Raw genomic sequence first — 12,284 nt, 5'->3', positions numbered from 1 at the left:
GTTCCGAAGAGGTTCTGTTTACTGCCGGATCGCCGTCGTCGTATCGGATGCAGCCGCCGTCGCCGGCTGTGTCTTGGGCGGCCACGAGAAATCGTCGGCGCGGCCCGGTGAGGCGTCGGGCGCCTTGCCCTCGACGACAAGCCTTTCGCCCGGCAAATGCTTGTCCGCTTTTGCCGGCGGGGCGGCGCCGAGAAGTTCCGAGCCGCCGTCCAGCGCCGGATCGCTGAGCAGCATCGGCACGGTGCGATCGACGGCTATAGGTGCGGCAGCAGGTGCCGGCGCCTCGACGGGAGCGCCGGCCGGGGCAGAAGCAGTCACCACGCTTCCCGGCGCGGCCAGCCCAAGGATCTTCATCAGCGGCTTTTCGGTATAGAAGGCGAGCTTGCGCTTGCCGGCCTTCGACATATTGATGCCGTCGTCGGAGCGCAGGCGCACCGATTGGCCGTTGATGTCCGGTCCGCTGGTGATGAAGGCGCCGTTCTCGTCGACGAACCCGTCCCAGACGTCGACGAATTCGCCGCCGTGGCTTTCGGCCGACGAGCGGAAGATGTCGTTGAAGGCCAGCATGTCGGAGGTCATTTTCGAGACCCGGATGGCCGGCATGCCAACCCACAGATACGGCACCTTGGTTGCTGCGATGGCCTTGCCGAACGCTTCGGTCCGGCGCTCGTATTCCTTGGTCCAGTTCTCGGATCGCGGCTGCTCGCGCACATCGCCGACGCGCATCTGCTGTCGGTCGTTGGATCCGAGCATGACGACGACGGCTGCCGGTTTTTCGGCAGCGATCAGCGACTTGACCTGTTCTGGCCAGTTGTAGACATCATCACGCACGAAGCCGGACGATCCGTTGGCACGGACGACGATCCTGACGCCGGTGTTCTCGGCAAAGGCGGCGTCGAGCCCCTCAGCCAGCCCAGACGCCATGAAATCGCCGACCACCAGAACGACGCGTGCATCCGGCGCCTTCTCGGCCACCGGGGTTGTCGGCTCGGCCGGCGGCGGCCGGCGAACTGACCGGGGCTTTCTCAGCTTGGCCCTGGGCTTTGTTCTCTGGAATTCTCTCTGGAATTCGGGCGGCGGCTGCTCAAACCGCTCGCTTCTGCGCGGAAACAACAGGTCGCGCAGCGACCAGCCACGACTTTCCGGCTCCTGCGCCATGGCCGAGGTATGAAAGGCACTGGCGGCGCCGACTGCCAGAACGGCGATCGCCAGAACCAGGATCGGCACGCGACGAACGATTAACCGGATGCGCGCAGCCGAAACCAATCACCCTCTCCATCCCGTAACCGGCTCTAGTTCTGCCTGAGCCATTTGAGCACTTCCTTGCTCGGATACCCGTCCTGGGTCAAGCCGGCCTTTGCCTGGAAGGCCATGATGGCGGTTTTCGATCCGTCACCGATCTTGCCGTCGAACTTGCCGTCGTAATAGCCGTGCTCGGAAAGTCGCTTCTGAAGCTCCTGCCTCTCCTCGAAGGAGAGCTTGGTAAACGGTCGTTTCCAGTCCTGCACAAGCCCGCCATAGCCGGCGATTTCGTCGGCAAGAAGGCCCACGGCGAGCGCATATTTGTCGGCATTGTTGTAACGCTTGATGACCGAGAAATTCTTGATCATCAGGAAGGCTGGCCCGCCGCGGCCGCCGGGCAGCTTCAACGTCGCCTTGTCCGCACCGTTCTTGAACGGCTTGCCGTTGGCACGGGTGACGCCCAGCGCCTGCCATTGCGACAGCGACTTCGAGCCCCCAGGCAGCTTCTTGCCGTCCGGAATGCTGACCTCATAACCCCAGGTCTTGCCTGCCTGCCAGCCGTTCTTCCGCAGCAAATTGGCGGCTGTCGCCAGTGCGTCGGGAATCGAATTCCAGATGTCGCGCTTGCCGTTGCCGTCCATATCGACCGCATAGGACTGGTAGCTGGTGGGGATGAACTGGGTATGGCCCATCGCGCCGGCCCATGAGCCGCTGAGATGGCTTTCGTCGATGTCGCCGGTCTGCAGGATCTTCAGCGCCGCGATCAACTGGGTGCGGGCAAATTTCGCGCGCTTCGGGTCGGCATAACCAAGGGTCGCCAGCGAGCGCACGACACTGCGCATGATATCATCGCGCTTGAGGGTTTCGCCGTAGTTCGATTCCATAGACCAGATGGCCAGCAGGATATAGCGGTCGACGCCGTATCTTGCCTCGATCCTGTCCAGCCAAGGCTTCCATTTCCTTGCCATCTGCTGGCCGACGGCGACCGACTGGTCATGGACGCGGTTGTCGAAATAATCCCAGGCGGGCGCGGTGAATTCGGGTTGGGTACGGGCCTTTTCCAGCACCACCGGGTCAGCATCGTTGATGCCCTTGAATGCCTGGTCGTAGACGGAGCCGGAAACGCCGCTCGCCACGGCGGTAGCACGGAAGCTGGCGACCCATTGGCGGAAGCCGGCATCGGCAAAAGCCGGTCCGCTGGGCATGAGCAAAGCAAGCGAGAGGCTGGCGGCCGTCAGGACGCTGGTGAAGCGCCTTGCGGCGTTGCGAACGGACATCTTTTCCTCCTTCTTCATCTCAGGAAGACTATTCATCGCCGAACCCGGTTAGCATTTGGTTTACCATAGGTGCCGTCCGGGGTGAAAAGATGCGTCAATGCTTTACCAGCTGAGATTTCTGACCCGCCGTTCAGTAATCCTCGATTTCGGCATGAAAATGTCTCGAATCGGGATTGCCGAAGAGGCATGCAAATGGATAATTGGCACATGAAGAGAGTTCGCAAGGCAGTGTTCCCGGTTGCCGGTCTCGGCACGCGCTTTCTCCCCGCCACCAAGGCCATTCCCAAGGAAATGCTGACGGTCGTCGACAGGCCGGTCATCCAGTATGTGGTCGATGAGGCGCGCGAAGCCGGGATCGAGCATTTCATCTTCGTGACCGGCCGCAACAAGGCGGTCATCGAGGATCACTTCGACGTCCAGTTCGAGCTCTACGACACGCTTGCGCAGCGCGGCAAGGACGACCAGCTCGCCCGCCTGCAGCGGCTGCAGCCGGCACCGGGGCAGACCAGCTTCACCCGCCAGCAGGTACCGCTCGGCCTTGGTCACGCCGTCTGGTGCGCGCGCGAGCTCGTCGGCGACGAGCCCTTTGCGTTGCTGTTGCCCGACATGATCATGCAGTCGGAAAAAAGCTGCATGAAGGACATGGTCGAGCTTTACGCCGAGACTGGCAACAACATCGTCGCCGTGCAGGAATGCGATCCGGCCGAGGCGCACAAATACGGCATTGTCGGCCGCGGCGAGGACGCACATCACGGTTTCCGCATCACCGGCATGGTGGAAAAGCCGAAGACCGGCACGGCGCCGTCGAACCTCTACATCAACGGGCGCTATATCCTGCAGCCGGAGATATTCAAGATACTCGAAGGTCAGGAAAAAGGCGCCGGCAACGAGATCCAGCTCACCGATGCAATGCTGAAGTTGCAGAAGCAGCAGCCCTTCTACGGCTACCACTACCGCGGGCGGACGTTCGACTGCGGCTCGCCCGAAGGCTTCGTCGAGGCCAACGTTGCCTTCGCACTGTGGCGCAGAGACATGAATGCCGGCATGGCCGGCGTCATTCGCACGCTTCTGGACGAACTCGCGCCGTCAGAACGCCGCGGCGTAGCCTCATAGTTTCAACACCGGCTAGCGCTGCAACTTCAAGCCGACGAAGATGCTGTTGGCCGTGTAGTCGCGCCCAACCAGGTTGCTGGTCAGTTTTTCAGTCCTGGCGCGGGTGGTGAGCCCGGTGTAGCGGTTCAGCCACCACGTCAGCCCAGCCTCGGCGCTCAGCGTCAAATCATGATCGTCGGAGCCGGTATAGTCGCGCCATTCAAGGCCGAGAGCGGCATTTCCGGTCAGGTTGGCGCGGATCTGCCGCTCGCCGGTGAGGCTGCCGGAATAGAGCATGGAGCCGCTTTCGCCCGCATTCGTCGTGTTCTCGGCGGTCGTCTGTGCGGTGAGCCCGATCGTGGTTTCGCGTTCCGGCGACCATTTGAGATCGGCATTGACCGTCGCGCCCGAAATCGCCGGCAGGCGGTCGTCGTCGATGGCCTCGCGCAGCCAGCCGACCGAGAACTCGCCGCTAAGCTTCTCGCGGAGATCGAACTCGACGCCGGCCCGTGCGCCAAGCCTGCTGGAGGAGCGCTGGAAGCCGTTTGGATCGACGCGCAAATCATAAGCGCGCCGGCCGATCTCGATTTCGGTGAACGGGGTGATGGCAGGCGAGATCTCGTAACCGGTGCGCAAAATGGCCGTGTAGAGCGTCGAGTCGCGGCCCTTCTGCGACAGCGATCCGCCTGACGAAAGCTTGGCGTCGCCAAAGATGTCGTGCTCGACCGCGCCGGTCAGCGCGAAGCGCATCTTGCCGGCATCCTTCTCGACGGCGAGACTTCCGTTCACTGTCTGCCGCACTGGCTGGCCAACGGCGCCGACGACTGCGTCCGGCGCCGAGGCCGATTCGGGCACGGCCTCATAGCCCAGCTTGGCGATGGCGCGCAGATCATTGTCGAGATCGATGTTGAGTGTGCCGTCGACGCGGCCTTGCGCCTCGTGAATGTCATAGCCGGACAAGGTTTCGCGGAAGATGCCATAGCCCTCAACCGTCGCCGAATTCTCCCGCCAATCGGAGACGGCGTTGAAGCGCAGCGTCGTTTCCGACAGCAATGCCGGCTTGCCGAGGCTGCTCGAATCGGCGTTTGTCGAAGACGTCAGGCCTTGCTCGAGCGTCGGCCGGATCACGAGGGAGCCGAGCTTGATGCCGGTGGCGGCGAACGGGTCGTCCTCGTTCTTTTTGTTCTGGCCTTCGATGGCTTCGATGCGCTCGGCGCCGGGGTCGAGCCTGAGCCTTTCGGCGGAATCGACGGTGACGGCACGGCGGTTGACCGTATCCTGCTCGTCTATGGTGGCGGTGTCGGTGTCATCGGTCGTCGCCGTCGCTGCAGTCGCGGTCCTCTTGCGCTTCTGGCTGTCCGCGGTCTCGTCTTCGGCATTGGCCGCGTTGGCGGCGCGTTGCGTTACGCTTGGCCGCCGTCGTGGGGGCGGAGCAGGGTTGTCGGGAAATGGGTCGCCGCTGGCCGCTGGTGGATCGAAAGTGCCGCCGGTTGTGGCCGCCTCGCCCGTGCCGTTGTCAGGCAACGCCCCTTGGCTGGCCGGACGATAGGTAGGCAGCGGCGTATTGTCGTTGGCGGTTGCAGCAGCCTGCGCGGCTTGGGTTCCGGCTATGCTCGATTGCCTGATCTTGTACTGCTGGTCGTCCAGGATTGTCGATTCCGCAACCTCGCCGCGCAGTTCGCTTTCCTGGGCGCAAAGCAGTGCCGGCCGCGACAACGCAAAGACACTGGTTGCCAGCAGCAAAGCGCAAACCGCCTTGCCCTTTCGTCCCATTTTGTTTTGAGGCTGAAACCCGGACATCGGCACCACTGCTTGCGCGGCGCACGCGCGCCATACTTACGAAACCGTAAATGGGGATGGTTAACGGAGCGTTGAGGGATGGCCCGTCAGGAGGTTCGGGACGGCAATTCCGTTGGACAGGCGCGCGCCGAAGCGCTAATCGCATCGTCCATGGACGTGAAATCCCCAGACAGGAAGCGGCACGATGGGCAGGCCGCGATTGCCTCGGCGCTGAGAACGGTGGCGACGGAGCAGGCCGGCGTCGCGGCACTGGCAGACGCTCTCGAAAACGGGCTGGCCGAGCCGTTCGCACGGGCCGTCGGCATGGTGTCGCAGATCGATGGCCGTGTCATCGTCACCGGGGTCGGCAAAAGCGGCCATATCGGCTCGAAGATCGCCGCGACGCTCGCCTCGACCGGCACGCCGGCCTTCTTCGTCCACCCTGCCGAAGCCAATCACGGCGACCTCGGCATGATCGCCAGGAATGACGCCATCGTCGCCCTTTCGTGGTCGGGCGAAAGCCTCGAGCTCAAGGGCATCATCGCCTATTCGAGGCGCTTCTCGATTCCGCTGGTCGCGGTCACTGCGGGTGAAAAATCGGCTCTGGCGCGCGCGGCCGACGTCGTGCTTCTGCTGCCGCGAGCACCGGAAGCCTGCCCGCACGGCCTTGCGCCGACGACCTCGACACTATTGCAAATGGTGATGGGCGATGCGCTGGCCATCGCGCTGCTCGAGGCACGCGGCTTCACCCCGGACCATTTCCGGACGTTCCATCCCGGCGGCCAGCTCGGGGCCAACCTGACCCAGATCCGCGAGATCATGCATGTCGGCGACAGGCTGCCGCTGGTGTCGTCCGGCACCGGCATGCGCGAAGCGATCCTCGAATTGTCGCGCAAGGGGTTTGGCTGCGTGGCGGTGACTGCCGCGGACGGCAAGCTGATCGGCATCATCACCGATGGCGACATCAGGCGCCATATCGGCAGCGATCTCCTGGCCATGAGCGTCGATCAGGTGATGACCAGAGAGCCGAAAATGGCCGCGCCCGACACGCTTGTTGCGACGGCGCTGCAGACGATCAACGACTCGGCCATCACCAGCCTGATGGTGGTCGAAGGCAGGCGGCCGATCGGGCTCGTCCATCTGCACGACCTGCTGCGCATCGGTGCTGCTTAGAGCGGTTCATCGTTTCACGGAAGCGCCGAACCGTTCTATCTCTTTGATTCTGCGCAATTCCGGACGGAAAACCGTTTCACACTTTTCCTGGAATTGCTCTAGCGGGTTTTCTAGACCGCCTCGACCGTCAACTCCAGATCGGTGTCGGCGGCGCCCGTCACCCGCACCTGCGTGCCAGCCGGCAGGTCAGGGCCGGAGACGCGCCACAATGTGTCGCCCAGCTTGATGCGGCCGCGGCCGTCCTTGATCGGCTCGGCAAGAGTCGCCGTCCGGCCGACCATCTGCGCGCCGCGCCGGTTGAGCAGAGGCTGGTCGGTCTCATCGTGGCGTCCGCCCACCAGCCGCTTGCCGACATAAGCCGAGACCAGCGACAGCGCGAGGAAGGCGAGGACCTGGACCTGCCAGGTCCAGAAACCGGCGTCCCAGATGAGAAGCGAAACGGCGCCGATCAACAGCGCGGCAATGCCGATCCACAGCATGAAAATACCCGGCGCGATGACCTCCATCACCAGCAGGACGAAGCCGAGGACCATCCAGCTCCACGGGCCGAGTTCGGAAACAATGCGGTCGAGCATGGCTGCGGCCTCAGGTTTCGCTCGGGCGAACCACCGGCGGGCGGGCGGCCTGTCGTGCGGCGCCGGCGGTGCCTTCGCTCCGGAAAACCTCCTTGGCGATTTCGCCAATGCCGCCGAGCGTGCCGATCAGCGATGAGGCCTCCACCGGCATCAGCACGAGCTTGCTGTTTGTCGCCGAGCCGATCTTGGTCAGCGCTTCGGTGTATTTCAGCGCGACGAAGTAGTTGAGCGCCTGCACGTCGCCCTTGGAGATCGCCTCCGACACCACCTGCGTGGCGCGTGCTTCAGCCTCGGCCGAGCGCTCGCGCGCCTCGGCGTCGCGGAAGGCGGCTTCCTTGCGGCCCTCGGCCTCCAGGATCTGCGATTGCTTGAGGCCTTCGGCGGCGAGGATCTGGGCGCGCTTATTGCGCTCGGCCATCATCTGGCGGCCCATCGATTCGACGAGATTGGCCGGCGGGTTGATGTCCTTGATCTCGACACGAGTGATCTTGAGGCCCCAGGGATGTGCCGCCTCGTCAACGACGCGCAGCAGGCGCTCGTTGATGGCGTCGCGGTTCGACAAAAGTTCGTCGAGGTCCATCGAGCCCATCACGGTGCGGATGTTTGTCATCGTGAGATTGAGAATAGCATTCTGCAGGCCGGAGACCTGGTAGGCGGCCTGCGCCGCGTTGAGCACCTGATAGAAGGCGATGCCATCGACGGCAACGGTGGCATTGTCGCGGGTGATGATCTCCTGCGTCGGAACGTCGAGCACCTGCTCCATCATGTTCATCTTGGCGCCGACACGGTCGACGAAAGGCACGATCAGGTTTAGGCCTGGGTTCAATGTCTTGGTGTAACGGCCAAAGCGCTCGACGGTATAATTATAGCCTTGCGGAATTGTCCGGATGCCCTTGAAAAGCACGAGCATGACAAGGGCGACAAGAACAAGAAGCGCGATATCAAAACCACTGAAACCCATTTGGCTCTCCCCTCAAAGGCCGGCCATGTTGGACATTCCACTCGGCCGACTTGACCAAACACTTAAGTGTGTTTCAGCAACGTGACAATCAGGTGATCACGGATTGCCGGTGCATGGACGGGTGATCTGTTCAGGCCCAGCCGGACAACTCGCGCCGCACCATCGCCTCGATCACCGCCATGCCCTCGGCACTGTCGTTGAGGCAAGGGATGTGTGCGAACTTTTGACCGCCGGCATGGTGGAAGGTCTCGGCCGCTTCCCTGCCGATCTCGTCCAGCGTCTCGATGCAGTCGACGGAAAATCCCGGATTGACGATGGCGATCGATTTCACGCCTTCGCGCCCTAGTCTTTCGACCGTCTTGTCGGTGTAGGGCTGCAGCCATTCCTGCGCGCCGAAGCGCGACTGGAAGGTGGCAATTAGCTTCTTTTCATCCCAACCGAGCTTTTCGCGCAGCAGCCGCGTCGTCTCGAGGCAATGGGCTTGGTAGGGGTCGCCCTTGTCGGAATAGGGTTTCGGAATGCCGTGATAGGAAGCGATGACAATTTCCGGTTCGAAGTCGAGGCTCGCCAGATGCTTTTCGATCGAACGGGCGAGCGCCTCGATATAGCCCGGCTCGTTATAATAGGGCGGCACGCTGCGAATGGCCGGGGCGCGGCGCATCTTCATCAGCGCGCGAAACACCTGGTCGTTGGCAGTCGCAGTCGTCGTCGCCGAATATTGCGGATAGAGCGGGAAAGACAGGATGCGGTCGCAGCCTTGCTCGACCAGTCTCCCGGCCACGCTCTCGGTCGAAGGATTGCCGTAGCGCATCGCCCAGTCGACAACGACATTGGGTAGGTCGCCGAGCGCGAGCCCGAGCTTCTCGGCCTGGGCGCGGGTGTAGGTGCGCAGCGGCGACTCGTTGCGCTCCCGGTTCCATATCCTGGCATAGTTGGCGCCCGACTTCTTCGGCCGGGTTGTGAGGACCACGCCGTAGAGGATCGGATACCAGATCGCCTTGTTGAGCTCGATGACGCGTGGATCGGACAGGAACTCCCGGAGGTAGCGCCACATCGGCTTGAAGCCGGTGCCGTCCGGGGTGCCGAGATTGATCAGCATGACACCGACCTTGCCGGTCCTGACCGGAGGGCGCCCCGCCGATGGCGAGGCGGTGGTCCTCTCGGCTTTGATTTCAGCAGGGCTGGCACGGGTCATGAGGTTCTCCAACACCGCGAACCAACGGTGCCGCGGCGAAAGTACCGATGCTGCGCTGGTTTTAAAATGCTGCTTCTGGCCGCAGCTAATCCCAGAAACGCAACACCCGCCCGGTTTGCCGGGCGGGTGCATTGCGTTCCTGCGGCCGGATTACTTCGAGGCCGCCGGGATAGTCAAGGTTGCGCCGACCGGCAGCCGGCGTGGCTCGTAGGCTTTGTTGGCATCGTAGATCATTTTCCATTTGGTGCCGTCGCCATAGGCCTTCACCGCGAGATCCCAATAGGTGTCGCCGGCGACGATTACATGGCTGCTTTCGGCTGGTGCCGGCGCAGCCGGCTCGGCAGGTTTTGCTGGTTCACTTGGGGTTGGCTGACTCGGGGCAGGCGCCGTCTCGGCCGGTTTGGCCGGTTCAGCCGGAGCAGGGGTCGCCGGAGCCGGTGTGGCCGGAGCCGCAGGTGCCGCCGGCTGGGCCGGCTCGGCGGGTGCGGGTGTTGCCGGCGCGGTTTCAGCCGGGACGGCCGGCGGCGTCTTGGAAATGTCGCCGGAGCCGGCCGGCATTTCGGGCATTGCCGGCTCAGCAGGCTTTGCCGGCGCGGCCTCAGCAGGTTTTGGCGGTTCGGCAGGCTTGGCAGGTTCTGCGGCTGGGGCTACGGTCGCGGCGATCTCGGTGATGCGGCCGTCGAGCTTCGGCGTATAGGGCCGGTGCGCACCGAGGTAATCGGCAACGACCTGTTCCAGCCCCGGGCCGTAATCATAGGCGTTCTTGGCTTTCTCTGCGAACACTTTGTAGCCGTCGCCGCCCTGGCGGACATAGTTGTTGGTGGCGACCAGGTAATCCTTGTCCGGCTTGATCGGCGTCCAGGCGCCGCCTTCCATGACCTCGACCGATTTGACGCGTCCATTAGGCGGCGCCGATTTGTCGAACGCATATTTCAGGCCGGCAACCTGCGGGAAGCGCCCGGCGCCGTCCTCGACCTGGCTGAGGCCGCTTTCGAGGCCGGCAACCAGATCCTTGCCGGAGATCTGGAAGGTCGCCAGCGTGTTCTGAAACGGCAGCACGGTGAGAACCTCGCCCATGGTGACGGTGCCCTGGTCGATCGAGGCGCGCAAGCCGCCACCATTCGAGATGACGATCTCGACACCCTGGCTCTTGACCCGGTCGAGGACGGCGTCGGAGACCAGATTGCCCATCTCGCATTCGCGGGCGCGGCAGTTTTCGCGACTGCCGTCGATCGCCTTGGTGGTCTCGGCGACTTCCTTGTTCTTCAATGCCTCGATCGGCGCGCCGAGTTCCTTGATGCGGGCAAGCACGGCGGGGTCGGGCGTGATCGATTTGTCGAGATGGATGGGATCGCCGCTTGCCTCCTTGACGACGCCGTTGTCGTCGAACACGACCTTGAACTCGCCGAGATATTTCGAATAGGACGCCGCCTGCACGACCGGCACTTTGTAGCCGTCCGGATTGTCGACCATCGTCGGATATGGGCCTTCCGCCTTGGGATCGGTGTTGGACAGCAGCGAATGGCTGTGGCCGCCGACCACCACGTCGACTCCCGGGATCTTGGCGATCACGTCGCGCTCGCGCTTGTAGCCGATATGGGTGACCGCAATGATTTTGTTGACGCCCTCTCCCTTCAGTTTCTCGACCTCCGCGGTGATCGACTTGACGTCGTCTTCAATGGCGATGTTCGGGCCGGGTGAGGCAAGCTCCGGCGTGTCGTTGGTGACCGCGCCGACGATGCCGATCTTCTGGCCGCCGACCTCGACCACGATCGACGGCTTGACGCGGTCGCCGAGCTTGGATTGCGCATTGGCCTTCACGTTGGCGCCGAGCACCGGAAACTGGATCATGTCGAGAAACGGCGCCAGCGCCGACTCGCCATCGTCGAACTCATGGTTGCCGAGAGCCTCGGCATCGAATTTCATCTGGTTGAGGAATTCGCCTTCGGTCTTGCCCTTGTAGGTCGTGTAAAAGAGCGAGCCCTGGAAATTGTCGCCGGCGCTGAGCAGCAGCACGTTCTGGCCTTCCAGCTTTTTGCGCTCCTGCGCGATCGCTGTGACCAGGCGGGCGGCGCCGCCGACGCATTCGCCCTTGGTCTCCTCCTCGGCTGAGCAGGTCGATTCGTACTTGTTGTTGCTCTCGATGCGGCTGTGCCAGTCATTGATGTGCAGGATGTTCAGCGTGTAGTCGGCAAAGGATGCTCCTGCCGACAGGCCAAGCGCCGATGCCGACAGCGCGGCGATGGCAGCGATCTTCTTCATTCTCGTCTCCCGGATAACTGGACCAGACGCGTTTAACGCTCTTGCTTGACTGGGATGTAACAGCCCTCTCGGGCCATGTTCACATCGCGTTTCAGTCGATGCAAGCGGAATTCGGCATCAGCTTTGCCGGCGCAAGAAGACGGCGGCTTGAAGCCGCCGCCCTTGTGCAAAGTCAATTCGGAATCGGACTTCAGGTGCGCCTGGTCAGCACAAAATTCTGCCCGCTCGCGCTGGTGCAATTGAGCTGGCTGGTGGAGACCATCAAGCAGTTGAAGCTGATCGGCGTCTGGCGGATCAGCGAAGTGCCATGGATCTCGACCGAGGTGCCGCCGGTCATGGTGTAGCTGCCATCGGCAAGCTTCTGGCCGGTGTCGGTTGCCACGGTCGCGAAGCTGCCGCCCTTGAAGGTCGACAAGCCTGTGCCCTGCGCGTCGATCCAGGAGCCTTCGACCCCTTTGGCGGTGATCACCGGCGGCTCGCCCGGGCCGGTGGTGGTGCAGGCCGCCAACGCGACCGTAGCGGCCGCTGCAATGCCAGCCGAAAACAGTCTTTGCGCAATCGTCATCATCAAGATCCTCTCCTCTCGCATCGGCCCGAAAATCGATCCGATTTTCGGAAAGCACGATGCGCGCATTCAAAGTGCTAGAGCGTACCTTGTGCGTCCAAATGGACGCACGTCGCTCTAGGCCGCCCCTCTTCAATCGCCCGATTTCCGGGCGATTGCAAGC

General features: G+C 63.0%; 10 protein-coding genes. 2 read left to right on the top strand and 8 right to left on the bottom strand.

Going from position 1 to position 12,284, the window contains the following annotated elements; translation table 11 throughout:
* Nucleotides 1-18: 18 nt before the first annotated feature.
* A complete protein-coding gene (locus tag AC0L2Y_RS18765; RefSeq protein WP_352975093.1) occupies nucleotides 19-1,266 on the bottom strand; it encodes an SGNH/GDSL hydrolase family protein in 1,248 nt (415 codons plus the stop codon).
* 26 nt (nucleotides 1,267-1,292) lie between these two features.
* A complete protein-coding gene (locus AC0L2Y_RS18760; protein ID WP_473558545.1) occupies nucleotides 1,293-2,519 on the bottom strand; it encodes a lytic murein transglycosylase in 1,227 nt (408 codons plus the stop codon).
* Nucleotides 2,520-2,726: 207 nt separating this feature from the next.
* On the opposite strand from AC0L2Y_RS18760, the gene galU reads away from it, so the two are divergent.
* The gene (galU, locus tag AC0L2Y_RS18755) at nucleotides 2,727-3,632 is read left to right on the top strand and encodes a UTP--glucose-1-phosphate uridylyltransferase GalU (RefSeq protein WP_473558543.1); all 906 of its coding nucleotides are present in this window, start codon (nucleotides 2,727-2,729) and stop codon (nucleotides 3,630-3,632) included.
* A 12-nt stretch (nucleotides 3,633-3,644) separates the two neighbouring features.
* Here galU and AC0L2Y_RS18750 read toward each other — a convergent pair whose 3' ends face one another.
* Entirely contained in the window at nucleotides 3,645-5,411 is a 1,767-nt protein-coding gene (locus tag AC0L2Y_RS18750; RefSeq protein WP_473558540.1) for an outer membrane beta-barrel protein, read from the bottom strand.
* A 150-nt stretch (nucleotides 5,412-5,561) separates the two neighbouring features.
* On the opposite strand from AC0L2Y_RS18750, the gene AC0L2Y_RS18745 reads away from it, so the two are divergent.
* Nucleotides 5,562-6,563 carry a KpsF/GutQ family sugar-phosphate isomerase gene (locus tag AC0L2Y_RS18745; protein ID WP_352489108.1) on the top strand — a complete coding sequence of 334 codons (1,002 nt, stop codon included), beginning with the start codon at nucleotides 5,562-5,564 and terminating at the stop codon, nucleotides 6,561-6,563.
* 110 nt (nucleotides 6,564-6,673) lie between these two features.
* Here the strand turns inward: AC0L2Y_RS18745 and AC0L2Y_RS18740 are convergent, their stop codons facing one another.
* The 5 genes from AC0L2Y_RS18740 to omp10 form a co-directional block, all read right to left on the bottom strand.
* Complete coding sequence (locus tag AC0L2Y_RS18740; RefSeq protein WP_352488744.1) at nucleotides 6,674-7,138, bottom strand: NfeD family protein; 465 nt, start codon at nucleotides 7,136-7,138, stop codon at nucleotides 6,674-6,676.
* 10 nt (nucleotides 7,139-7,148) lie between these two features.
* A complete protein-coding gene (locus tag AC0L2Y_RS18735; RefSeq protein ID WP_473558538.1) occupies nucleotides 7,149-8,099 on the bottom strand; it encodes an SPFH domain-containing protein in 951 nt (316 codons plus the stop codon).
* Nucleotides 8,100-8,229: 130 nt separating this feature from the next.
* Complete coding sequence (gene hemH, locus AC0L2Y_RS18730; RefSeq protein ID WP_473558535.1) at nucleotides 8,230-9,294, bottom strand: ferrochelatase; 1,065 nt, start codon at nucleotides 9,292-9,294, stop codon at nucleotides 8,230-8,232.
* A 150-nt stretch (nucleotides 9,295-9,444) separates the two neighbouring features.
* On the bottom strand, nucleotides 9,445-11,556 hold the full coding sequence (locus AC0L2Y_RS18725; RefSeq protein ID WP_473558533.1) for a 5'-nucleotidase C-terminal domain-containing protein: 2,112 nt from the start codon (nucleotides 11,554-11,556) through the stop codon (nucleotides 9,445-9,447).
* 190 nt (nucleotides 11,557-11,746) lie between these two features.
* A complete protein-coding gene (omp10, locus tag AC0L2Y_RS18720) occupies nucleotides 11,747-12,121 on the bottom strand; it encodes an outer membrane lipoprotein Omp10 (protein WP_352489110.1) in 375 nt (124 codons plus the stop codon).
* Nucleotides 12,122-12,284: the final 163 nt, after the last annotated feature.

The sequence above is a fragment of the Mesorhizobium sp. WSM4830 genome, assembly GCF_055811495.1.
This window is presented reverse-complemented; position numbering and strand designations above follow the sequence as displayed.